The following is a 24,413-nucleotide window of genomic DNA, read 5'->3' as shown; positions in this document are numbered from 1 at the left end:
CATTCTGTTAACCCGTCTCGGCTAGAGTCGGGCCATGGGAGAGATGTCCTCGCCACTGCCGTTCACCGGCCGGGAGCGCCTGTTCGCTGCGATCGATGCCGCGGTGATGCTGGGCACCCCGGAGGCGATCACCGATGCACTGCAGCAGGTGCTGCGTGAGGCCATCGTCGATCCGTCCATCCAGCTGCCGCCCTGCGTGCGGCGTCCGGTCGAAGGGCATTACGCGCGCCGCGAACTGCATCGCAGCCCGACCCTGGGCTACAGCGTGATCGCGATGTGCTGGGGCCCGGGCCAGGGCACGCCGCTGCACGACCACGATGCGATGTGGTGCGTGGAAGGGGTCTGGCAGGGCGAACTGGTCGTCACCCCGTACGCGCTGCTGGAGCAGGAGGGCGAACGCCATCGCTTCGCCGCCCAGCCGGCGCTGTACGGCCATCGCGGCAGTGCCGGCAGCCTGATTCCGCCGCACGAGTACCACACGCTGTGCAACGCCAGCGACGCGGACGTGGCGGTATCGCTGCACGTCTACGAGGGCGTGATGGAACGCAGCGCGGTGTTCGAACCGTTGGGCGAGGACTGGTACCAGCGGCGGTTGAAGCTTATGGAGACCGACGCAGCCTGACCGCGTTCGGCAGGGCATGGCCCGGCCCCTGCGCAGGCATCAGCGCGGCACGTCCACCCGGTTGTTGAGCTGCGTCACTTCCTCGCCGCCGTCGGCCAGTGCCACGCGCACGCGCAGGCCGCTGCGGTCACCGGCAGGCAACGGCAACGACACGACCGCGGTCTTCGGCTGCAGGTCCGCCGGTGCGGCCATCGCCGGCACTTCGGTGCGGGCGATCTCGCGGCCACGCGCATCTTCCAGCACCGCCACGCCCACGCCGCTGCCGACATGGCCCAGGCTGTGCACGGTCACGTGCACCTGGCGGCCGTCCACCCGTACATCGCCACGGCCGATGCCCAGGTCCGGGCGGGTTTCCACCGGCGTGCCCGCGCTGATCCGCTCGAATTCGAATACCTCGGTCCGGCCGGGGCGGAACTGCATCGGCACCGATGTGCTGGTTTCCAGCTGCACGGTACGCGCGGCCACCGGGCCGTCGATGCGCCCGTCGCCATCGGCATCCACGCCGCTGCGAATGCGCCAGGTACCACTGGCCACGTTCCAGCCGGTCATGTCCGCACCGATGGTGCGCGTGCCCAGGTTGTAGCTGGTCACCGTGAAGCGCTCGCGCGACGGCGCGTGTACCAGCAGGGCGACCTGTTCGGCCGCGTCCTCGCGGTCGAAGCGCCAGCTGACGGTATGGCCGGGCCAGCTCTGGTTGCGCTTCAGCGCGATGCCGCCCAGGCGCGCGCGCTGCAGGAATTCGCTGGGTGCTTCCACGCGGTCAGACCACCAGTGGCCCTCGGTGTTCATGTACGCACGCTGCACTTTGGCCTGCAGGCCGTCGGCGTGCATCGCGGCGATGTAGGCCCTGTCGCCGCTGGCCTGCCACGCCATCAGGCTGGCGAAGCCGGTCTTTCCCGCATCGGCCTCGGCGCTCAGCAGCGGATACCAGTCCTGTTGCCGCCCCAGGATGTCCACCACGTTCTCGCCCAGGTTGGCCAGCGCACCCGGGCCGCCACGGGCCACGCGATAGTCCAGTGCCTGCAGGTACTTCGCATCGCCGGTCCAGCGCCACGCGGCCCAGAAGGTATGCAGGGTGTCGCCGCCGCCGGAGCCATTGTTCAACTCGCCGCCCCGGGTGGCACCGCTGGCCCAGTTGATCTCGTTGGGCAGGGTGAAGCGCCCCTTGTCGTCCTTGCCTGCGTGGGCCAGGTAGCCATCGGCCAGGCCGATCACCAGCTTGCGACCGGTCGGATCGGCGTTGTACTGGCCCAGCAGGAACGCCGGGTGCAGCACCGGGAACGAATACGGCTTCTGCCACTGCCAGTTCGGTTCGCGGTACACCTTGTTGCCACCGAACCAGTTGCTGGAGAACAGAAGGTGGCCCTGCGGGTTGCGCAGGATGATGCGCTCGTCGAAGGCCTTCACTGTTTCCATCAGGCGTTCCAGCGTCAGCGGATCGCCCCAGTTGAGGTAGAGCATGGCGCTGTTGGTGTTGATGCCTTCCTCGTACGAGTGCAGTTCGTCGGTCTCGATGGTGCTCAGGCCATTGCTGAACATGCCATTGCGGTACACCGCGTCGGACAGTGCGGTCAGCGAGGCGTTCAATCGATCCGGCCGCACGCCCATCAGGGCCAGTCCCGGCCACTGCTGGGTCAGGTCGGAATCGTCGGAGATGCCGCCACCGAAGTCACCGTAGGCCACCTGCCGTTCGTCGATCCACCAGTCGACGAACTGCCGCACCTGCGCCAGGTCCTGCACCTGGTTGAATGCCCACGCCGGCACGCCCCTGGGCACGGCAGGCGCCGTGTAGGGCGGGCGGCCCTGGCTGTTGTAGCTGATGTAGTTCCAGTACAGGCGGCCGAGTTCATGGTCCGGATCCACCCGCAGCAGGTCGCTCAGGTCCGCGTACACGCGCGCGTACAGGCGCTGGCGCTTGGACGTGGTGTGCTCTTCCACCAGGAAGCCCCAGTTGTCGCGGACCTGGTTGAAGCGGTCGGCCACGTGCTCCTTCAGTGCCTCGGCGCGCGGCTTGAACACCAGCCGGACCTGCGCACCGTCCAAGGCGCCTGCATCGAAGCCCGGCGCGGCCGAGGCGATGCTCAGCCACAGGCTGTCCGGGGTGAGGATGCGATCGCGCAGGTCCAGCCACAGCGTGCGCGCCTGCCGTGGCGGCACCGACACCGATACATCGATCATGTCGCGCGCCGGCCAGATCGGATCCTTGATGCGGATGTTCAGCGGGATCAGCCCGTCATGGGTGGCCGGCAGGTCCAGCGCGGGGATATCGAGGGCCACGCCATCCAGGCCGTCGTGCATGTTTTCCCAGCTGTAGGCCCAGCTGCGGATCAGCGGCTGGTTGGCCGGCGCGTCACCCACCCCGGAAGGAATCAGCACGTGCACGATCGGCTGCGGATGTGCGGGCAGGGTGCCGGCATCCCGGCGGCGGGAACCGGCGCCCTTCGGCAGCGCCATCACCGTGCTGCGTTCGGCGGCCGGGAAACGTCCGTCAATGTAGCGGCGCAATGCGTCCAGGTTGGTGTAGTCGGGCAGCGCCTGGCTGTCGATGATGTAGGTCTGCTTCACCGTGCCTTCCGGCTCGGTGCCCTCGCTCACGTGGTAGGCCCAGATTTCCTGGATCGGTGTTTCCTGCTCGACGTTGCTGAAACGCAGCACGCCGCCGCGCTGCGCGGCAATGTCGTCGACGCTGCGCACCACGCCGCGGGGGCGCGTCGCCAGCACGTCAGTGGCATGTCCGGCGTCGGGCCCGTGGGCGAGGGTGCCGAAGGCCGCACCACGGATCTCCACGCGGTTCACCGTTTCAGTGGCCGGCAGGGCCAGGTCCAGGTGCTGGCCGCCTTCCACATAGGTGTTCCAGTCCGGAAGCTGGAAGTAGTCATTGCGGCCGGGCAGGCGCGAGCGGTTGTACACGCCCGGCCAGGTGGTTTCGGCGATGCCATCGGTGGCCTTCCACATCCACGCCTTCAGGTCGCGGGTGTCGGCGAATTCGATCTTGCGGATGCGGGTGCCGCCGGCCGCCAACGCGGGGGGTGCAGCCCCTTCCCAGCCGAAGCGGTGGCGCCAGGCGCGCGTGCCATCGCCGACCGCCACGGCGCTGGCCGGCTCGCGCCCGCGCGCCAGCGTTGCCACCGCCGGCGCATCCAGCATGCGGTCGTAGACCCGGATGTGCTGGAAATCACTCCCACGCAGGAAGTTGTAGCGACTCTGCACCTGGTACGGTGCCATCACCCGCCCGGCAAGGCCGAGCTGGTCCAGCGCCGCATCGTAGTCGCCGGTGGTCTGCGCCCGCGCCACTTCGCGCCCGTCGACAAACAGGCGCACGCCCTGGTCTTCATCCCACGCGAAGGCCAGGTGCAGCCACTGCTCGGGGCGCGGTGGCGTGTCCATGCGGAACGACACGCGGGTGCGTGCAAGGTTGGCATCGGTGACGAAGGCATCGAAACCGTGCCCGTTCCAGTCGACGCGCAGCCAGGCCATGTCCCAGCTGCTGTGGTCGGCGTAGCCGACGCGGAAGATCACGAACGGGGCTTCGCCCACCGCATAGCGCGGACGCCAGTCGAAGGCGAGGGTGCCGCGCTGGGCCAGGATGTTGCCCGGTGCGTCCCAGGCCAGTACGCCGTCGTCTTCCCACTGGATGGCCTTGCCACCGGCACCATCGTCGACCACCGCCACCCTGTCGCGGAAGTTCGGTACGGCTTCACCCTGCGCGGTCACGGCCTGCAGGCCGTGGCGGGCATCGACGTGGAAGAGCAGGGCAGGGACATCGGCGGCGGCCGTCGCGGGGCCTGCGGCCAGCGCCACTGCCAGCAGCAGGCAGCGGAACAAGGTCGTGCGGTGCGGCATGAAGACGTTTCCTTTCAACGGGCGACGGCCGGCGGTGGGCCGCCGGACCGTAGCAAGGCCATGCCACGACGGCACCTTGCGGCGCAGCAGCGGTCACGACGTGCGGCGGCGCGCACCGGTGCGCGCCGCCGGCATTGCTCAGAACTTGTAGCGCACGCCCAGCAGGAACTGGCGGCCGGTTTCGGTGTACTGCAGCGGCAGGCGGCCGGTCGCGGGCGAGTACACCCACTCGTCGGAGGCTTCGTTGGTCAGGTTGATGCCTTCCAGGCTCAGTTCCAGCTGGTCGCTGATCCTGTAGCGGAGCGACGCATCAATGACCGTGGTGCCGGTCATGCCGTGGTAGCCGTCCAGGTTGAAGCCGGTTTCCTGGCCCGGAACCTGGGTGAGGTAGTCATCGCGGTTGGTGGCCGAGACGCGGGCGGAGAAGGTCTCGCCTTCATAGAACAGGGTTGCGTTCCAGGAGGACTTGGACAGGCCCAGCAGATCGTTCTTCATCACCGGCTGGCCGGACGCGTTGATGTATTGGATCTTCGATTCCACCCAGGTGTAGTTCAACTGCACGCCCAGGTTCGACCACTTGCCCGGCAGGAAGCTGAAGGGCTGCGTGTAGTTCGCTTCGGCGCCGTACAGTTCGCCACCGGGGGTGTTGACCGGGCGGGTGAAGGTGAAGTCGTCGGTGGGCGAGGCGCCGGTACCGATCAGCAGTTCGGCGGGCAGGCCGCTGTCGGTGTACGGGCGGTTCTCGCGCAGGGTCTGCACCGAGGTCTCGATGTCCTTGTAGAACAGGCCCAGGCCCGCCATCGCGCCTTCGGCGAAGTACCACTCGAAGCCCAGGTCGACATTGGTGGCGCGTGTCGGGTCCAGGTTGGGGTTGCCGCTGGAGATGGTGCGGGCACCGCCGGCCACGGCCACGGTTGCGCCGGGCGTCAGGCTGCCCAGCCCCGGGCGCGTCATGACCTTGGCCGCCCCCAGGCGGATCAGGAAATCGGGCGTGACTTCGGCCACCAGGTTGAACGAGGGCAGGGTGTCGTCGTAGGTCCGCGTGGCCGTGGTCGAGGTGGTGCCGCTGGCCAGCGTAGACAGGCCCGTGGACGACTGCCGGGTACGCACGTAGCGCACGCCGAAGTTGCCCGACAGCGGCAGCGCGCCGATCTCGGTGCTGAACTCGCCCATCAGGTAGGCGCCGCGATCCTTCTCTTCCACGCTGCGCACGTTGTTGGCGCGCGGGGCGACGGCGTAGATGCCGCTGTTGCTGTAGATGTCGAACTGGTCGGCGATCGCATCCAGGTCCGGCACCACCCAGTTGGACGGATTGCCGTCGATGCCCTTCAGGCCCGCCTGGCTGACCATGTCCACCGGCACGATCCTGCTGCCGTTGGCGAAGGTGGGCACGGCCAGTTCACTGGCGCGGCGCAGTTCGGTGGTCTTGAACGTATAGTCCTTGGCCAGCACGCCCCCCTTCAGGCGGAAGCCGGGGCTGATGTTCCAGTTGAAATCGATCTGCCCGGTATCGAAATCGTTGTCCACGTACTGCGGGCGCAGGCGGATTTCCGCCAGCTCCCAACCATTGGGGCTGGTCGGATCAATGCCGTAGTTGAGGATCGGGAAGCGGCTGTTGCCACGATAGTCGTAGCTGTAGCCCTTGACGTCGTACTTGTCCATGATGACGGTGGTCTGCACCGGGTTCTCGTGCCTGGAGCGCGAGATGCCGAGCTTGCCGTACACGGTGAAGTCGTCGCCGAAGCGGTGCTGGCCGTTCAGGCTGATCTGCTTGAACTCGGTGCTCCACTCGTCGTGCCGGTTCTCCGAGCGGATGTCGACGTTGTCGAATTCACCGTACAGCAGCGCGCCGTTGCGGATCTCGCCGTTCCTGACGATGGTCGAAGGCTTGCCCACCAGGCGCGGCGTGCTGCTGCTGCCGCGGCTGAAGGAGATCGCTTCGATGTAGTGCTCGTCGCGGGTGGCATCGATCTTCGAGTACAACACGTCCAGCGAGACGTCGGTGGCGTCGCTGGGCTTCCACTGCAGCGAGCCGGTCACGCCCAGGCGCTTCTGCTCGTGCTCCATCTGCACGTAGCGCGGGAAGCGCGGATGGAAGACATCCGCGGCGCGCGCTGCGGCAAACGGCGATGACGCAGCGAAGTTGCCGTTGCTGGGGCCGTTGGCCCAGCGGCCGGTGTTGGAGCCTTCCTCCAGTGCCTGGCGCTCGGAGTAGGCCACCGACAGCAGGGCACCGAAGGTGCCATCGGCGAAGGTGTTGGAGATCAGCGCGGCCACCCGCGGATCGGCTTTTTCAGCCATCTGGTTGTAGCCGGCCTGACCGCTGGCGGCGAAGGTGAAGCCGTCATAGTCGAACGGGCGCGCGGTGCGCAGGTCGACCGTGGCACCCAGCGATCCCTCTTCCACGTCGGCCGAGGCGGTCTTGCGCACCAGCAGCTGCGAGAACAGGTCCGAGGCGAAGACGTTGAAGTCGAAACCACGGCCACGGTTGGTGCCGCCACTCTGGTCTCCGGCGCCAACGGTGGTCAGCGCTTCCATGCCGTTGATGCGCACGCGGGTGAAGTCCGGGCCGAGGCCGCGCACCGAGATGTTGCGCCCCTCGCCGGCCTCGCGGGTGATCACCACGCCGGGGATGCGCTGCAGCGATTCGGCCAGGTTGAGGTCGGGGAACTTGCCGATGTCCTCGGCGACGATGGCATCGACCACGCCGGCCTCGCCGCGCTTGATGTCCAGCGCCTTCTCGACACTGGCGCGATAGCCGGTGACGGTCACCGTGTCCAGGTCGGTTGCGGTCTGCTGCTGGGCGGTCGCGTTTGCCGACAGGGCAAGTGCCACGCCCATCGCCAGCAAGGTAACCGGTGTCTTTTTTCCATGGATCCGAGATTGCATGCCTTTCCCTCTCCCAAAGGTCTGGTATCGCGGCTGTGTAGCGGAATGACACCGCTGGTCAAAGCCGACGTTAGCAGCACCACCGGGATCGGGCATCTTGCACCGCAACAGATCTGTAATGTCTCCAAGACGCTTGCAGGACAATGGTTTCGTCATGTCGATCGAGCACCTGCAAGGCCACTTCGGTCTAGAATGACACCGATGGTCAATGCCACGCCCCCCTGCGTGGTCCACTTACATGCCATGCAGTGTCCCATGCCGGCGGCACGCGTGAAGGAGCTGAGATGGGTCGTATCGTGTGTTTCGGAGAGCTGTTGCTGCGCCTGGGCGCCCCCGGCCACGAACTGCTGCTGCAGTCGCCGCAGCTGCAGGTCCATGTGGGCGGCGCCGAGGCCAACGTCGGTGTCTCGCTGTCCCGGCTGGGACATCAGGTGAGGATGGTCGGCGCGGTGGCGGGCAACCCGCTGGGTGCGCACGCGCTGGGCGAACTGCGGCGGCACGGGGTCGATACCCGGCATGTGCGCGAAGTGCCGGATGCCCGCATGGGGCTGTATTTCCTTACCACCGGCGCGGTGCAGCGCGCCAGTGAAGTGGTCTATGACCGCGCGGATTCGGCGTTCGCACGCAGCACGGCGGCCGACTATGACTGGCCTGCGCTGCTGCAGGACGCACAGTGGCTGCATCTGTCCGGTGTCAGCCCGGCGCTGGGCCCGGACGTGGCTGCCGCCACGCTGGCGGCGGCGCGCGCGGCACGCCAGGCCGGTGTCCGCGTCTCCTTCGACGGCAATTTCCGGCCCCGCCTCTGGCAGCGCTGGGGCGGCGATGCCCAGGCGGTGCTGCGCGCGCTGTTCGCGCAGGCCGACATTGTGTTCGCCGACTACCGCGACATGGAGGTCGTGCTGGGTACGCGCTTCACGCAGCCGGACCCGGTGGAGCGGGTCGACGCAGCGGCGGCGGCCGCGTTCAGCGCCTTTCCGCAGCTGCAGTGGATGGCATGCACGCAGCGGCAGGTGCTGAGCGTGGACCATCATGCGATGGGCGCGCTGTTGCTGGGCCGCGGAGGGACGCGCGCGCAGGCCCCGGTGCGTCACCTGCAGGGCATCGTCGACCGCATCGGCGGCGGCGATGCCTTCGCGGCCGGCATCCTGCATGGCATCCTGTCCGGCCTTGATGCCGACGCCACCGTGCGTTTCGGCCTGGCCGCCGGGGCGCTGAAGCACTCCATTCCCGGCGATTTCAATCCTGTCAGCGAAGCTGACGTGCTGGCCCTGATGGGCGAGGAGCAACTCGATGTCCGCCGCTGATCCGCGCGTACGCGCGGTCCTGAAACTGGCACCGGTGATCCCGGTGTACACCCCCGACGATGTGGATGAAGCGGTCAACGTGGCCCAGGCATTGTTCCGCGGCGGCCTGCCGGTGATCGAGGTGACGCTGCGCACGCCGCGGGCGCTGGACGCGATCAGGGCCATGGTCGAAGCCGTACCGGACGCGGTGATCGGTGCCGGCACCGTGCTCACCTCCGCGCAGATGCAGGCGGCGAAGCAGGCCGGTGCGCGTTTCGCGGTGTCCCCCGGCGCCACGCCGGCCCTGTACGCGGCTGCGCGCGATGCCGACCTGCCGTACCTGCCCGGTGCGGCCACGGCCTCGGACCTGATCCTGGGCCTGGAACACGGCCATGACACGTTCAAGTTCTTCCCGGCCGTGCAGGCCGGCGGTGCCGCGCTGCTGGCGGCCTGGCACGGCCCGTTCTCCGAGGTGCGGTTCTGCCCGACCGGCGGCATCAGCGCGCAGACTGCGCCGCAGTTCCTGCACCTGCCCAACGTACTGTGCGTGGGCGGCTCGTGGCTGACCACCCCGGCGCTGCTGCAGACCCGCGACTGGGACGCCATCGAGCGCCTGGCCCGCGAAGCGTCGGTCCTGGCCAGCTGAACCCGGCGCTCGGATCTTCAAAGGTTTGATCGTGATCAAAGCGCCGGCCTCGCGCCGGCGTCATTCTGTGGGCAAGCGCACTATGGAGATCCGAACATGAATTCGACCATGAAGGCCGCTGTCGTGCGTGAGTTCGGCAAGCCACTGGTGATCGAGGAAGTCCTGGTACCGCGCCCGGGGGCGGGCGAGGTGCTGGTCAGGATCGAGGCCTGTGGCGTCTGCCACACCGACCTGCACGCCGCCGAGGGCGACTGGCCGGTGAAACCGAACCCGCCGTTCATCCCCGGTCACGAGGGCGTGGGGCACGTCGTGGCCGTGGGTGGCGGGGTCGGGCACGTCAAGGAAGGCGACAGGGTCGGCATCCCCTGGTTGTACTCGGCGTGTGGCCATTGCGAACACTGCCTGGGTGGCTGGGAAACGCTGTGCGAGACGCAGCGCAACACCGGCTACTCGGTCAACGGCGGCTTCGCCGAGTACGCACTGGCCGATGCCAACTATGTCGGCCTGCTTCCGAAGGAAGTGGGCTTTGTCGAGATCGCGCCGGTGCTGTGCGCCGGCGTGACCGTCTACAAGGGCCTGAAGGTCACCGACACCAAGCCCGGTGACTGGGTGGCGATCTCCGGCATCGGCGGCCTGGGCCACATGGCGGTGCAGTACGCCCGCGCGATGGGCCTGAACGTCGCCGCCGTGGACGTGGACGACAGCAAGCTGGCGCTGGCGCGGCAGCTGGGCGCGCAGGTCACCGTCAACGCGCGCAGCACCGATCCGGCAGCGTTCCTGAAGAAGGAGATCGGCGGTGCACATGGCGCCCTGGTCACGGCGGTATCGCCCAAGGCGTTCGAGCAGGCGCTGGGCATGGTCCGCCGTGGCGGCACCGTGTCGCTCAATGGCCTGCCCCCCGGCAACTTCCCGCTGGACATCTTCGGCATGGTGCTCAATGGCATCACCGTGCGCGGCTCGATCGTCGGCACCCGCCTGGACCTGCAGGAATCGCTGCAGTTCGCCGCCGAAGGCAAGGTCGCGGCCACGGTCAGCACCGACCGCCTGGAGAACATCAACGACGTGTTCGCACGCATGCATGCCGGCACCATCGAAGGCCGCGTCGTACTGGACTTCGCTGCCTGACCCTCCGTGCATGGCCGCCGTCGCTCCGTCCCCCTCTCCCACGGACGCGGCGGCCATGCCGATTCATCGGTAGTGCCGGCCGCTGGCCGGCAAACCCAAGGCGGTTCTAGTGCTGGCCGCTGGCCCGCAAACCCAGGCGGTTCGGTAGTGCCGGCCGCTGGCCGGCAAACCCCAGGCGGTTCGGTAGTGCCGGCCGCTGGCCGGCAACGCGGGCACTCTGTGGCAGCCGTACAATGCGCGCATGCCCGCCATGCTCAAGATCCTGTTCCTCTCCATCGTTGCCCTGATCGGTGGCGTGCTGTCGCTTGCACTGGTCAGCAGCGTCGCCGGCTGGCTGCCGCCACTGCTGGGCATGGCGCCTGGCGACAACAGCGTGCAGCTGGGCTGGGATCTCGCCTTCAGCGTGCTCGGCGGCATCGCGGGTATCGCCTTTGCCACCTACTACGCGCCCTGCTGGCCGCGTTCGCACGGATTCTCGATCTGGTCGCTGATCGCGCTGGGCTGCGGCTACGCGATGTGGACCACGGGCGCGGATTTCCCGTTCTGGTTCGTCATTGCGCTGCTGGCATCGCTGCCGTTGCAGCTGCTGGTGGGCTGGTGGTTCGGCCGCCGCCCCTCGCGCGACCCGCGCTGAGCGCATGCAGGTAGTGCCGGCCGGCGGCCGGCACTACCGTTTCAGCGACGGTAGCGTCTGCTTCACCTGCGCGATGCCCTGCCATGGATCACTGTCCAGCCGTTTGGCGCGGGCCAGCGCCTTTTCCATCGGGAACGCGTCGGCCGCTCTGACCCGGGCCAGCTCTTCCCAGCGCAGCGGCACCGCTACGCCGGCACTGTCGCGCGCACGCAGCGACCAGGAGCACACGCTGGTGGCGCCGCGCGTGTTGCGCAGCCAGTCGATGAAGATGACGCCACCACGCTTGGCCTTGCTCATGGTCGCCACGTAACGGTCCGGCGCCCGCTCCGCCATCGCCCGCGCAAACGCCTCGCAGAACGCCTTGGCCTGTTCCCAGTCGCCCTTGGGCTGCAGCGGCACCACCACATGCACGCCCTTGCCACCGGACAGGCGCACGAAACTCTCCAGGCCGACCTCCTGCAGGTGGTCACGGACATCGCGCGCGGCGGCTTTCACCTGTGCCCAGCTCACCCCTTCGCCGGGGTCGAGGTCGAACACCAGGCGATCGGGATGCTCGGGATCGGCTACGGTCGCGCCCCACGGATGCAGCTCCAGGGTATTCATCTGCACCAGTTGCAGCAGGCCCCGCGCATCGTCGACGTAGACATAGTCCTCGCGGCCGCTTTTCTGCTGCAGCGGCACCGCATGCACGGCGTCGCCCAGCCCGGGGCCATGGTGTTTCTGGAAGAAGCAGGCCTTGCCGACGCCATCCGGGCAGCGCAGCAGTGACAGCGGCCGGCCTGCGATTTCAGGAAGGATCCAGCGTGCCATGCGCCGGTAGTAGTCGGCCACGTCACCCTTGCGCAGCTTCTGCCTGGGATACACGACCCGCTCGGGATGCGTGATCTGGACCCCGGACCCGGCGTCGGCCTCTGCTGCGTCCACGCCCAGGTCCTCTTTCTGCTTGTCGCTGCGCAGCCGCTTGAAGCTGGCCTGGCGCAGCAGGCCTTCCTTGCCCCAGCCACGGAAGGCCACCTCGGCCACCGCCACCGGTTTGACCCAGCGCACGCTCGCCGCGCGGAACGGGACGTGTGCCGGCAGCTGCAGCACCGGCGCCGTCACTGCCAATGGCTGCAAGGCCTGGGACAGCGCGCGAAGGCTGTCATCGTCGAAACCGGTGCCGACCCGTCCCACGTAACGCAGCCCTCCCTTGTCCGGCGCCGCCAGCAGAAGCGAGCCAAATCCTACCCGTGAACCCTTGGGTGCAGTGTGGCCGACAATCACGAACTCCTCGGTGTCCTCGTGCTTCACCTTCACCCAGCTGCGTGCACGGGTGTTCACGTACGGGGCATCCACCTGTTTGCTGACGATGCCTTCGAAACCGGCCTTGCCGCTGGCGTCGAACACCTGCGGTCCATGGTCGATCACGTGTTCGCTGAACGCCAGGATGCCCGGCGCGGGCCCGATGAGATCCTTCAGCAGCGCCTTGCGTTCCAGCAACGGTGCACGACTGATGTCCGTGCCGGCCACGCCGGGCAGGTCGAACACGATATAGCGCAGTGGCTGCTTCGAACTGCCGTCGATCACCCGCTGCAGCGCGGCGAAGTCGCTGCGCCCCTGCTTGTCCAGCACCACCAGCTCGCCGTCCAGGCGCGCATCATCCACCGGCAGAGCCTGCACCGCCTGCGCCACTTCGGGGAAGTCGGCCGTCCAGTCCAGGCCGTTGCGCGAACGGAGCTTCACCTGTCCTTCGTGCAGGTCGGCCAGCAGCCGATAGCCATCCCACTTGATCTCATGCAGCCAGCGTTCGCCGTCCGGGGCACTGTCGCGGTGATCGGTCAGCTGTGGCTTGAAGTCGCGGGGATAGGCCGTGTCGCGCGCGCCTTCCAGCCCCAGCGCGCGGGTACGCCAGCGCGCTGAGGCCCTGCGGCTGCGGGCGCGCGCGGCCGGAGCAGCGCGAACCGCTTTCGTCGCAGCACGCTTCTTCGACGGTCGGGCTTTCGACGCGGGCACCTCCAGCAGGTCGTCCGCCTCCGCATCGCGTGCTGCATCGTCATCGCGCTTGATCAGCAGCCATTGCACCTGGCGCCCCTTCATCGCCGTGCGCACCAGCTTCCAGGCGCCTGCCAGGCGCTGGCCATGCAGCACGAAGTCGATCTTCCCTGCGGCGAGTGCCTCAAGCGGATCCCCTTCGCAGGCCCAGGTGCCCTGATCGAATACGTCGACATGGCCCGCGCCGTAGTGGCCTTCGGGGATATCGCCCTCGAACGTGGCGTAGGAAAGCGGATGGTCTTCCACTTGCACCGCCAGCCGCTTCTCGCCGGCCCGAAGTGAGGGGCCCTTCGGTATCGCCCAGCTCTTCAGCACCCCCTCCATTTCCAGGCGGAAGTCGTAGTGGCGCGAACTGGCGTGATGCAGCTGGATGACAAAGGTCGGCCGGCGCTTCGGATCGCCGTGCGCGGGGATGTCGTCAGGCTCCGGCGTCTGCCCGGCGCCACCGCCGAGCCGGCGCTTGCGCCGGTACTGGTGCAGCGACATGGCTCAGCCTGCCTTGCGCCGGGGTGCGGACTTCTTTGCAGCTTTCTTCGTTGTCTTCTTTGCGGCCTTCTTTACCGTCGGCTTTGCGGCTGCCTTGCGCGCCGCGGCCTTCTTTGCGGGCGTCCGCTTGTTCGCATCCAGGCTCTTCTGCAGCAGTGCCATGAAATCGACCACGTTGGTGCTGGCGTCCTCACGCGGTGCAGGTTCATCCTCCACCCGCGTGGTGCCGCCCTTGGACTTGATGCGCTTGTTCAGCACCTGCTGCAGGCGCTCGCGGAACTCGTCGTGGTACTGCGACGGGTCCCAATCACCGGACATCGACTCGATCAACTGCTCGGCCATCGCCGTTTCCTTGCTGCTGATGCGGTAGTCGGCGAGCTTTCCGGTGGGCAGCTTGTAATCCTCGGGATCCACCAGTTCCTGCGGATAGCGCAGGATCATCAGCACCAGCGCGTCGGCATGCGGCATCACCGCGCACAGGTATTCGCGGGTACGCACCACCACCCGGGCAATGCCCACCTTGCCGGTGCTGCGCAGTGTTTCGCGCAGCAGCACGTAGCCCTTCTCGGCCTTCTTGCCGGGAACCAGCAGATAGGGCTTCTCGTAGTAGCGCGGGTCGATCTGCGCCGCGTCCACGAACGATTCCACTTCGACCGCCTCATGGCTCTCCGGCGCCGCCGAGCGGATGTCGCCTTCCTCCAGCACGACATAGCTGCCCTTGTCGTACTCGTAGGCTTTGACGATGTCCTTCCAGGGCACTTCCTCGCCAGTGTCGGCGTTGACGCGCTCGAAGCGGATCGGTTTGCGGTCGCGTGAGTCCAGCATGCGGAACTGCAGATCGACCCGGCGTTCGCCGGACATCAGCGACACGGGCACGTTGAGCAGGCCAAACGACAGCGTGCCGGTCCAGATCGGGCGGGCCATGGACGCACCTTTGCTAGGGCAGGGTGCCCAGCGTGGCCCGACGGGCGTAAACCACCCGTGTCCGTGCCGTGCACGTGGGTTCTACACACATGCGGTAGTGCTGGGCGCTGGCCGGCGAGCTCGCGGCCTGAAGTTTCCTGGGGTTGCCGGCCAGCGGCCGGCACTACTGCAGCAACGGCCTCACCGCCGCAGCGGGGATGTGGTCGAGCGCGCGCCAGGCATCCTCCACCACCGGACGCGCCTGCGACCAGCCCAGCCGCGACTGGCCGCGCATCTGTTCCCAGTGCTCGGCCAGTTCCTCGCAGGTATCGGCGGCATCACCGCGCGGCCAGTCGGCCGCATGGGTGGTCAGCGCGAACGCATAGACCGGGCACAGGTCACGCCAGTTGCGATGGCCCTGCCCGCGGCGCTCCTCGTAATCGCTGAGCATGTACTGCAGGTAGTCCTGCGCCACCGCCTGCGGGTCTTCATGCCGGCGCGTGCGGCGTTGCGCGGTGCGCTGGCCGAGCGGATCGAGCAGGGCGTTGAACACGGACGGCGCGGGTCGTTCAAGACGGGGCATGGCCGGCTCCTGCAACGGGGGCGGGTGGGCAGGAATACGCGCGGTACCGTTACCGGGGGGTGAGCGAGATGTTCATGACGCCAGGTTCGCAGCCGCTTTACCTGCGGCGCGGTGTAGTGGAGGCCCCAGCGCAGGTAGCCAGACCATGAGCCGAGAGACCTCCCGAGACCCGTTGCGGGAAAATCACCCGCCCATTCCCGGCGAGCAGCGCGGCAAGCGCGACGCCGACAACGCGGACTACCGTGGCACCGGCGCACCGTTCTTCGATGCCGAGCACGGGAACGACCATCTGCCGGTGAAGCACGAGGCTGAACAGGCGGCCCAGGACCGCAAGGATGGCGGCGACCGCCATCGTGGCGGCCAGGAAAGCCCGCTCAAGCGCCGCGAACGCAAGCAGCGCGCCAGCGACAACCAGGACGAAGCGCTGGAGGAGACCTTCCCGGCCAGCGACCCGACATCGCCGTTCGTGCCAGCCAAGGCACCGGACTGACCGGCAACCGCCAGGCGTCCCGCGCAGCGCGCTGCCGTCCAAGGCCCCCAGATTTGCGAGGTAGTGCCGGCCGCTGGCCGGCAACCTCCCCAGACGTCTGCGCAGCGCGCTGCCGTCCAGGTCCCCCCGGAATTTGCGGGTAGTGCCGGCCGCTGGCCGGCAACCTCCGACGCCCTGCGCAGCGCGCTGCCGTCCAAAGCCCCTTCTCAGCGCCACGACCATTGCAGGCCGACGTTGGCGCGCCGTCCCGGGCCGGGTTCGTAGAAACGCCCGTTGCCATCGTTGACGATCACCGAGCCGATGTAGGCCTGGTCCAGCACGTTCTCCAGCCGGGCGAAGGCGCGCAGCTCGCCGCCCGGCAGGCGCCAGCGGTGGCCGGCTTCCAGATTCAGCAGTGCGTAACCCGGTGCACGTTCGGTGGCCACGTCGTTGACCACGGTGTCGCTGCTGGCCGACGCCTCCAGCGCCCACTGCCATGGACCGGGGCTCCATTGCAGCCGCGCGAAGCCCTGTTGGCGCGGAACGCCAGGCAGGCGGCTGCCGGCGGCGACCACGCTGTTGGAGGTCAGATACGGCGATCGCACCTGGGCCTGCAGCCAGGTCCAGGCCAGCTGCAGTTCCAGCTGCTCGCCCAACAGCTGGCGATACTGCAGCTCCGCGCCTTGGCGGCGGGTGCGGCCGATGTTCCGATACGTGCTGCGCCCTGCGCTACTGCTCGCAACTGCCAGCTCGTTGTCGGTATCTGCGCGGAACACGCTGATATCAAGCTGGGTGTCCTGCTGGGTACGCCACTTGCTGCCGACCTCAACGTTGCGGCTGCGCGCTGCTGCCAGATCCAGCGCCAGCCCCGCCTGGCCATCTGCACGATAGCCCAGCTCATTGAAGGTGGGGGTCTCGAAGCCACGGCCGGTGGCCACGTGCAGCCGCCATTGCGGGCTGGCCTCGAAGCTGACGCCGGCAACCGGCGTGGTGGCCGGGTAGCGACGGTGGCCGCTGTCGTCCGGGTTGCGATCGGTGATGTAGCGATCGTCCGATTCGAAGCGCACGCTGCTGTGGCGTACGCCCGCCAGCAGCGACCAGCGCGGGCTCCATTGCCACCATGCCTGGGCGAACTGGTCCACGTTCTGCACGGTATCGATCTGGTCACGGCGCAGGCGCCCGCGCACCCCCAGGGCGCTGCCCACGAAGTTCTCGTAGCCGGTGCGGTGCTGGCGCTGGCGGTCGGCGCTGAGCCCGGCCACCAGGTCCAGCGGCCGGCCGGCGAGATCACCGTGCCAACCCCAGCGCGCGTCCAGCCCGCCATAACCGCCCTCCAGATCGATCACCCCGCCGGCATGCAACGGGTTGGCCTGTGCGGTGGGCGGAATCGGCAGGTACTGGGTCACCGCGCGCTGCCCGGCATAGCCCATGACCTGCCAGCGCTGCGCCCCGGTTTCGCGGCTCCAGCGCAGGCCAGCCTGCTGCTGGCGCACTGATTTGCGCGTGTTGTACTGGTGTGCCACGGCGGTGGCCTGGCGCGGATCCGCCGCGACCTGGGCACGACTCAGCCCCAGCGGGTCCTGCGCGTCCGGGGCATCCAGTGCATTGAGCAGCAGCTCCAGCCGGCCTCCGCCCAGCTCCCCGCCGATGCGCGCATTGAGCGATTCACGGCGCGCACGGCTGTGGTCGCGCCAGCCATCGGTACGGAAGTGGTTGGCGGCAATGTTGTAGTCCAGCGCACGGCCTGCGCCCTTCAGTTGCGCGCCGATGCTGAACGTATTGTCGGCGCCGGCGTTGAGCCGCAGCCGCCACGGATCCCCGGCCTGGCCCTGTGCACTCCAGACCTGCAGCACGCCCCCGGAGGAATTGCCGTACAGCGCCGAGAATGGTCCGCGCAGCACCTCGATGCGCTCGGCACCCAGCAGGCTGGCGTGCGACAGCTGGCCCTGGCCGTCCGGCATGGTCGCCGGCACGCCGTCGATCAGTACCCGCACCCCGCGCACCCCGAACGTCGAGCGCGCGCCAAAGCCACGGATCGACAGCTGGGTGTCCTGGGCGAAGTTCTGACGGTCGCGCGCGACCAGCCCCGGCACGCCGGCCAGCGCCTCGGACAGCTGCACGCCGGTGCCGGCACGGCTGGCGTCGATCCATACCGTGTCCTGGCTGGCCGGCAGCGCGAACGGGTCGATGCCCGGCACCCTCGCAGCCTGCACCTGCACGCTGGGCAGGGTGGTCGGCGCGGGCGCGGCCACCACCGCCCAGGGCGGCAGCAGCAGGACGGACAACGGCAGGCAACGGCGGCGTGCGGCAGCATTCATGATTCAGGTTGGTGGATCCGGTGGCAACGCACGCCATGGTACGGGGCCGTGGATGACGACGGCGGCGGCCAGCCCCGGCAGGCTTTGTTACGATGGGCTGTTTCCGGCCGAACGGCCGCAAGCCGCGTAGCGCACTTCCTCCCCCTTTCCGTCTACCGAACGAGTACCGCCGTGTCCTTCTTTGCAAACGTGGAACTGGTCCCAGGCGACCCGATCCTGGGCCTGACCGAGGCGTACAACGCCGACAGCCGCCCGACCAAGGTCAACCTGGGTGTGGGCATCTACTACGACGAGAGCGGCCGCATTCCGCTGCTGCGCGCCGTCAAGCAGATCGAGCAGCAGCTTGCCGCCGAAGCCAAACCGCGCGGCTACCTGCCGATCGATGGCCTGCCCGCCTATACGCAGGCCACGCGTGAGCTGGTGTTCGGCAAGGACTCGCCGCTGCTGGCCGCCGGCCGCGTCACCACCGCGCAGACCGTCGGTGGCAGCGGTGCGCTGCGCGTCGGCGCCGACGTGCTGAAGAAGCTGCTGCCGCACGCCACCGTTGCACTGAGCAACCCGAGCTGGGAAAACCACCGCGCCGTGTTCAGCGCCGCCGGTTTCGAGGTGCTGGATTACACCTATTTCGACCCGACCACCCATGGGGTTGATTTCGACGGCATGCTGGCCGACCTCGGCAAGCTGGAAGCCGGCACCGTCGTGCTGCTGCACGCCTGCTGCCACAATCCCACCGGGGCCGACCTCACGGTCAGCCAGTGGACGCAGGTCGCCCAGCTGCTGAAGGACAAGCAGCTGTTCCCCTTCATCGACATGGCCTACCAGGGCTTCGACAAGGGCATCGAGCAGGACGGCGCAGCCGTGCGCATCATCGCCGAAGCCGGCATCGACAGCTTCATCGTCGCCAACTCGTACTCCAAGTCGTTCTCGCTGTATGGCGAGCGCGTGGGTGCGCTGTCGATGGTGGCGCCGACCGCCGCTGACGCCAAGGCGGTGCAGTCGCAGGTCAAGCGCGTGATCCGTACCATCTACTCCAGCCCGTCCACCCACGGTGCTGCGCTGGTGGCCGGCGTGCTGACCCACCCGGAACTGCGCGCGATGTGGGAGCAGGAACTGACCGAGATGCGCGAGCGCATCCACGCACTGCGCCAGGGCCTGGTCGAGAAGCTGGCCGCCGCCGGCGCGCCGCAGTTCGGTTTCATCAACGAGCAGGCCGGCATGTTCTCCTACTCCGGCCTGAGCCGCGAGCAGGTCGAGCGCCTGCGCGACGAGTTCGGCATCTACGCCGTCGGCACCGGCCGCATCTGCGTGGCCGCGCTGAACCAGAACAACCTGGAATACGTCGCCAAGGCCGTGGCCACCGTCGCCAAGGGCTGAAACAACGCTCCAGTGGTTTGAAGACAAAGGCGCCGAAAGGCGCCTTTGTTTTTTGAGCCCTGGTCTCTGTAGAGCCGAGCCTACGCTCGGCTTGTGCGGCATGAAGGACGAAGCGCAGCCGAGCGCGGGCTCGGCTCTACAGAAGCAGGGCGCCCCGCTTCTGCGGCGCAACGCATCTGGAAACGATTACGCCTTCCCCCGCTCACGCACGCTCCCGCCAGACGGGCGACAATAGGCGTTTTCCCGCTGCCGAGACCTGCCCGCCCATGTCCCGTACTTCGTTGACCCGCTTCCTGATCCAGGAACAGCACGCCGGCCGCATCAATGCCGACCTGCGCCAGCTGATCGCCGTGGTCGCCCGCGCCTGCACCAGCATCTCCATCGCCGTCAGCAAGGGCGCCCTCGGTGGCGTGCTCGGCGACGCCGGCACCGGCAACGTGCAGGGCGAAGCGCAGAAGAAGCTGGACGTCATCAGCAACGAGATCCTGCTGGAGGCCAACGCATGGGGTGGCCATCTCGCCGCGTGTGCCTCGGAGGAAATGGACCACAGCCAGCCGGTGCCGGACATCTACCCGCGCGGCGATTTCCTGCTGCTGTTCGATCCCCTCGACGGCAGCTCCAACATCGACGTCAATGTCTCCGTCGGCACCATCTTCTCCGTGCTGCGTTGCCCGACCAACGTCGAACTGCCGGGCGATGACGCGTTCCTGCAGCCGGGCAGCAAGCAGATCGCCGCCGGCTACTGCATCTACGGGCCCAGCACCCAGCTGGTGCTGACCGTCGGCCACGGCACCCATGCCTTCACCCTCGACCGCGAGAAGGGCGAGTTCGTGCTGACCACCGAGAACATGCAGATTCCGGCGGCCACCCAGGAGTTCGCCATCAACATGTCCAACCAGCGTCACTGGGAAGCGCCGATGCAGGCCTACGTCAGCGACCTGCTGGCAGGCAAGGAAGGCGCGCGCGGCAAGAACTTCAACATGCGCTGGATCGCCAGCATGGTGGCCGACGTACACCGCATCCTGACCCGCGGCGGCATCTTCATCTACCCGTGGGACAAGAAGGATCCGTCCAAGGCCGGCAAGCTGCGCCTGATGTACGAAGCCAACCCGATGGGCCTGCTGGTCGAACAGGCCGGCGGCGCCGCCTCGACGGGCCGTGAGCGCATCCTCGACATCCAGCCTGATCAGCTGCACCAGCGCGTGCCGGTGTTCCTCGGTTCGCGCGACGAAGTGGCCGAAGCAGTGCGTTACCACCACGCGCACGACGAAGCGAAGGGCTGACGGCTCGACGCCTGACGGCGGTCATGGCAGTTCGATGACATGACCGCAGGGTGACACCGCGGGCGGCAAACGGCACCATCAAGCCGTTGCCGCCGAAGGAATGCACGCATGCACGAGCAGGGCCCGGTCGATTTCATCGAAGTCATCCACAACGCCGTCCCCAGTGAGGTCTGCGCGGCCATCGTCGAGCGCATGCGTGCCACGCGTGGCCTGCTGCCCGGTGCCGTGGGCAGTGGCGTGTTCCCCGAACTCAAGCACAGCAAGGATCTGCGCATCAGTGGCCTGGACGGCTGGCAGGACGTCGACCAGCAGCTGCAGATCGCCGTGTTCAACGGCCTGCTGACTTATCTACGCCGTTATCCACAGGCCTTGATCGCGCCGCTGATGTTGCAGATCCAGGACAGCAACGGCCAACCGCGACGCCTGTCTGCCGAGGACTTCCCCGACATGCCGCCGCAGCAGCTGGCCGACCTGGCCCGCACCTGCCTGCGCCCGGGCGCGATCAACCTGCAGTGGTATGCGGCAGGCGAGGGCGGCTACCCGTACTGGCACTGCGAGCTGTACCCGAAGGATGCGCAGGCCGAGACCCTGCACCGGCACGTGCTGTGGACGCTCTACCTCAACGACGACTTCGACGAAGGCGAAACCGAGTTCCTGTTCCAGGGCCGCAAGATCGCGCCACGCACCGGCAGCCTGCTGATCGCCCCGACGGCGTTCACCCACACCCATCGTGGCAACCGGCCACAGGGTGGCGACAAGTTCATTGCGACGAGCTGGATCCTGTTCCAGAGTGCGCAGAAGTTGTTTGGGGGGTGACGCCGGGCTTGCTCGACGCTACCGTGGGCGGCGGCGATAGAGAATCATGCCCGCCACTGCACCGAACACCGCCACACCGAAGCCAGCGAGCTACTCTTCTCCAAGCGCGTCGCCCGACATTAGCTTGCCGGCCGTCAGCAACAGGACGTTCAAGGGGGCATCCACAGGAACGCGATGCCAAGCCAGTAGATGTTCTTCATGTCATGTGCGCATGGGTTCGGATACATCGACTTGAACCAGTAGGCGTATCTGTTCCGCATCCATGATGCTGAACTCACCTCTCTCCAGTCCCCGCCGCTGGCGCTTGTCTACTCCGTAGCGTGCAGTGGTTGCTAGGTACAGATTGATGCCACTCAGCTATCTGGCGGGTCCAAAGGACCCCCAGAGATTGTCGTTGCCTCCTTGCCAAGCATTGAGCTTCTCGACAGGGATTTCCTTGAGTTGACAGGTGAACTGGAGATAGAAGGAACGGTCTTCTTTTCGATAGCTGTTCCACCCAACAGCCGTCACTTTGACTTCAATCCGACTATCGCCCTTGTGCGGCTGATGTAGTTCGACGTCCGCTGAATCGGACAGCCAGTAGTCTCCCTTGTGCGCGAAGCCCGCGCTGCCACTTGTGAGACGTGCATCCACTACCTCTGGCGTCCCTTCCGGCGAAGGCGTGTACCCCTTCAGGCTGCCGGTGATCTTGGTGTATTGCTGGGAATCGATCACGCCCGGCGACTCCGAGAAGAGGCGCAGTAAAAGGAGGGTGTCCGTGCCCTTGCGCACCCTCTGACCTGTATTTGCTACCCACAGACGCTGTTCGAACTCGTCCAGGCCGGCCGGCATGTCAGTGACGACCGTGGCCTGCGGAACGACGATGCATTCGTGCAATTGACGTGCGTGGACCTGCTGCGCTCCCAGCGCGAGAAGGAAACAGGAACAGGCCACATGGATAAATGTCTTCATTGTGCGCACTCACAAGCGGCCTTACGGGCCTTGTCATAATTGTTGATCTGCTCTCGCGCTCGCTTGGTTGCCTCCGACGAAACGTAGCCATGATCCCAGTCATTTTCTTCAGTTTGCAAATTTCTAGGGCGCGTAAAGTGGAGACCTTCGTGAATTATGGTATCTAGGACGTTGTAGATGCCCGCCCAGTCAAGCACATCCAAGTACCTTTTATTCAGATGAATGCGACCATCGCCGTATAGGTCTGATCGTCCCTCAACTCCTGAGCGTGGAATATCCACCTTAGGAGCACCGCTACCGAACTTGATGTCTGGGTTGTTCTGCTTTGCAAACGAGAACGCCACATCAATGTCGCACTGAGTAAGGCCCCAAGGATCGGTTCTTGATACTGGATTTCCTGACACATACGCGTAAGTGTTCATGCCCCCCGCCAGTCCAATTGGATCACTCTGCACATACCGACCAATGCTCGCGTCATAGTCGCGGAAGCCGTTGTACCAGAGGCCGCTTTCCGCGTCGTAGTACTGGCCGGGGAAGCCAATGTTCAACCCGCCGATCTCATCCTTCTGGACGCTACGTCCGTAGGCATAGTTGTATGCCTTCCAGACGGTGTGCTGGCTTGGACTGGTGACGAACTCAGGGCGTCCAAGATGATCGGTATGCACGTAATTGTGCTGCCCGCTGCGAGCCAAACCCACCAATTCACCTTCGAACCAGAAATAGTTGGTCCACACTCCATTGTTCAGCTCGGTCATGAGCTGGTTCTGGCCAGCATAGAAGTAGCGACTATTGGTGTTCTGGTTCATCTTTGCAACGCGCTGCCCCTGAGCATTGAGCACGTAGTCAGTCGCAGTGCCACCGATGTTGCTGCGGCTCATGCGATTGAATGCATCGTACTCATAGGTGCTGATCCGGCTACCCGCTGTTTCGCTGATGCGATTTCCCAACGCGTCGTACTGGTACTGGCGGCTTCCGTCCTGGTTGGTGTAGTTCAGCACCCGGTTGCTCCCCGGGTCGATGCTGTATTGGGTCAGCTGATTACCCGCCTGGTAGCGGTCGTGATTGCCGCCGGCGTCGTAGGACAGATTATTGGTGACGCCGAAGCGAGTTAGCTGGGTGAGACGGCTCAGCGAATCGTAACCGATCAACTGTGTCATGTTCGGGTCGACAGCATCAACAATGGCGGTTATTTCACCATCGCGACTGTACTGATAGTCCCAATAGCTGACCTTGGTACCGTCCGATCCCCAGACCGACATGGCGGTCAGCCTTCCTTCCTGGTCATGATTGTATCCCCGAGCGAGACCGTTGCCATAGGCCAGCCACTCATGGGCTCCCGTTACCTTCCAGCTAGCCTGGGAAATAATCGACCGTTGAGTGCCGTCGACTGTGGCAATCAATGCGCTCTGCTTTCCGTGCGAACCATAGGTGTAGGTTGCCCTGTCACCATTGGGATAGGTGATCTCGCTCAGGCGATTGATGCCATCGTATCCATAGCTTGTGCTGTAGTCGGTCTTCTGACCAGACAGATCAGTGAAGTCGCGGCGTATCTTCAACTCACCGTTCGGTGTGTAGGCGAAGTGGGTAGCGGTCCCAGGCCCTGATGTGCCACACAGTTGATCCTTGCCATTACCACACCAGTCGTAGCTGTAGCCCAGCGTGCGATCCTCGGCGCTCGCAGAGGTCATTCGTCCCAGGCCGTCATAGCCAAAAGAAACGATACTGCCATCTGCACGCGTCGTCGCAGTCCGCAGGCCAGCAGCATCGTATTGATGCTGCGTTGTTCCCGTATCCGGACTCACCTGCTTCCACATCTGGCCGAAGCCATCAAACTCGTAGGTGGTGACCAGATTGCGAGGATCGCTAATGCGAATCGGACGATCCGCAAGATCGTAGGCAATCTGAGTCGTGCCTCCTGCTGCGTCGATTGACTGGATCAGGCGCCCGCGCGGGTCGTAAGTCATTCGTGTAACGCGATTCTGCGAATCGGTCACTTGGGTGACTCTTCCCTCTGCGTCGTAGACGTACCTTATGCTTCTTCCCTGCTCAGTGCTCTCAGATATCACGCGTCCCAACTCGTCGTACTGATAGTTCACGGAAGAGACGATGGTATTAAGCCCCATCATGGCCAAAGCAATTGCGGACATGTCTTTCTGG

The 24,413-nt window shown here is 66.4% G+C and carries 17 protein-coding genes; 9 read left to right on the top strand and 8 right to left on the bottom strand.

The window, feature by feature from the left end; genetic code table 11:
• Positions 1-34: 34 nt before the first annotated feature.
• Positions 35-622, top strand: coding sequence for a cysteine dioxygenase family protein (locus AC5P9C_RS16305; protein ID WP_343540535.1), 588 nt, complete (start codon positions 35-37; stop codon positions 620-622).
• A 39-nt stretch (positions 623-661) separates the two neighbouring features.
• Here AC5P9C_RS16305 and AC5P9C_RS16300 read toward each other — a convergent pair whose 3' ends face one another.
• Positions 662-4,465: a LamG-like jellyroll fold domain-containing protein gene (locus tag AC5P9C_RS16300; protein WP_343540536.1), complete on the bottom strand. Its 3,804-nt coding sequence runs from the start codon at positions 4,463-4,465 to the stop codon at positions 662-664.
• Positions 4,466-4,603: 138 nt separating this feature from the next.
• Complete coding sequence (locus AC5P9C_RS16295; protein WP_057494434.1) at positions 4,604-7,354, bottom strand: TonB-dependent receptor; 2,751 nt, start codon at positions 7,352-7,354, stop codon at positions 4,604-4,606.
• Between the two features lie 284 nt (positions 7,355-7,638).
• On the opposite strand from AC5P9C_RS16295, the gene AC5P9C_RS16290 reads away from it, so the two are divergent.
• The 4 genes from AC5P9C_RS16290 to AC5P9C_RS16275 all read left to right on the top strand — a co-directional run bounded on the left by AC5P9C_RS16290 (position 7,639) and on the right by AC5P9C_RS16275 (position 11,042).
• Entirely contained in the window at positions 7,639-8,658 is a 1,020-nt protein-coding gene (locus AC5P9C_RS16290; RefSeq protein ID WP_080375592.1) for a sugar kinase, read from the top strand.
• Positions 8,645-9,283, top strand: a complete 639-nt coding sequence (gene eda / locus AC5P9C_RS16285) for a bifunctional 4-hydroxy-2-oxoglutarate aldolase/2-dehydro-3-deoxy-phosphogluconate aldolase (RefSeq protein ID WP_049468449.1) — start codon at positions 8,645-8,647, stop codon at positions 9,281-9,283. The genes AC5P9C_RS16290 and eda overlap by 14 nt, the downstream gene beginning before the upstream one ends.
• Positions 9,284-9,379: 96 nt before the next feature.
• The gene (gene adhP, locus AC5P9C_RS16280; RefSeq protein ID WP_049468447.1) at positions 9,380-10,408 is read left to right on the top strand and encodes an alcohol dehydrogenase AdhP; all 1,029 of its coding nucleotides are present in this window, start codon (positions 9,380-9,382) and stop codon (positions 10,406-10,408) included.
• Between the two features lie 241 nt (positions 10,409-10,649).
• Positions 10,650-11,042 carry a hypothetical protein gene (locus tag AC5P9C_RS16275; protein ID WP_049468446.1) on the top strand — a complete coding sequence of 131 codons (393 nt, stop codon included), beginning with the start codon at positions 10,650-10,652 and terminating at the stop codon, positions 11,040-11,042.
• 33 nt (positions 11,043-11,075) lie between these two features.
• On the opposite strand, the gene ligD is transcribed toward AC5P9C_RS16275, so the two are convergent.
• The 3 genes from ligD to AC5P9C_RS16260 form a co-directional block, all read right to left on the bottom strand.
• Positions 11,076-13,559, bottom strand: a complete 2,484-nt coding sequence (gene ligD, locus AC5P9C_RS16270) for a DNA ligase D (RefSeq protein WP_312556920.1) — start codon at positions 13,557-13,559, stop codon at positions 11,076-11,078.
• Between the two features lie 3 nt (positions 13,560-13,562).
• Entirely contained in the window at positions 13,563-14,483 is a 921-nt protein-coding gene (ku, locus tag AC5P9C_RS16265; protein WP_074725849.1) for a non-homologous end joining protein Ku, read from the bottom strand.
• A 163-nt stretch (positions 14,484-14,646) separates the two neighbouring features.
• Positions 14,647-15,045: a hypothetical protein gene (locus tag AC5P9C_RS16260; RefSeq protein ID WP_049468440.1), complete on the bottom strand. Its 399-nt coding sequence runs from the start codon at positions 15,043-15,045 to the stop codon at positions 14,647-14,649.
• 145 nt (positions 15,046-15,190) lie between these two features.
• Here AC5P9C_RS16260 and AC5P9C_RS16255 point away from each other — a divergent pair, with 145 nt between their 5' ends.
• On the top strand, positions 15,191-15,535 hold the full coding sequence (locus tag AC5P9C_RS16255; protein WP_049468438.1) for a hypothetical protein: 345 nt from the start codon (positions 15,191-15,193) through the stop codon (positions 15,533-15,535).
• Between the two features lie 206 nt (positions 15,536-15,741).
• Here the strand turns inward: AC5P9C_RS16255 and AC5P9C_RS16250 are convergent, their stop codons facing one another.
• Positions 15,742-17,832 (bottom strand): TonB-dependent receptor family protein, encoded by a 2,091-nt coding sequence (locus AC5P9C_RS16250; RefSeq protein WP_343540541.1) that lies wholly within the window; start codon positions 17,830-17,832, stop codon positions 15,742-15,744.
• Positions 17,833-18,003: 171 nt separating this feature from the next.
• On the opposite strand from AC5P9C_RS16250, the gene AC5P9C_RS16245 reads away from it, so the two are divergent.
• The 3 genes from AC5P9C_RS16245 to AC5P9C_RS16235 all read left to right on the top strand — a co-directional run bounded on the left by AC5P9C_RS16245 (position 18,004) and on the right by AC5P9C_RS16235 (position 21,305).
• On the top strand, positions 18,004-19,206 hold the full coding sequence (locus tag AC5P9C_RS16245) for an amino acid aminotransferase (RefSeq protein WP_053507021.1): 1,203 nt from the start codon (positions 18,004-18,006) through the stop codon (positions 19,204-19,206).
• 266 nt (positions 19,207-19,472) lie between these two features.
• Positions 19,473-20,489 (top strand): class 1 fructose-bisphosphatase, encoded by a 1,017-nt coding sequence (locus tag AC5P9C_RS16240; RefSeq protein WP_053461744.1) that lies wholly within the window; start codon positions 19,473-19,475, stop codon positions 20,487-20,489.
• Between the two features lie 108 nt (positions 20,490-20,597).
• On the top strand, positions 20,598-21,305 hold the full coding sequence (locus tag AC5P9C_RS16235) for a 2OG-Fe(II) oxygenase (RefSeq protein WP_049413404.1): 708 nt from the start codon (positions 20,598-20,600) through the stop codon (positions 21,303-21,305).
• Between the two features lie 357 nt (positions 21,306-21,662).
• Here AC5P9C_RS16235 and AC5P9C_RS16230 read toward each other — a convergent pair whose 3' ends face one another.
• Complete coding sequence (locus AC5P9C_RS16230; protein WP_150828588.1) at positions 21,663-22,256, bottom strand: hypothetical protein; 594 nt, start codon at positions 22,254-22,256, stop codon at positions 21,663-21,665.
• Entirely contained in the window at positions 22,253-24,403 is a 2,151-nt protein-coding gene (locus tag AC5P9C_RS16225) for an RHS repeat-associated core domain-containing protein (protein ID WP_343540976.1), read from the bottom strand. Before AC5P9C_RS16225 ends, AC5P9C_RS16230 begins: the two co-directional genes overlap by 4 nt.
• Between the last annotated feature and the right edge of the window lie 10 nt (positions 24,404-24,413).

The organism is Stenotrophomonas sp. YJH_SMC_10 (assembly GCF_059371555.1).
Note: the sequence above shows the minus strand (reverse complement) of the source record. Positions and strands in the feature narration are given on the sequence as shown.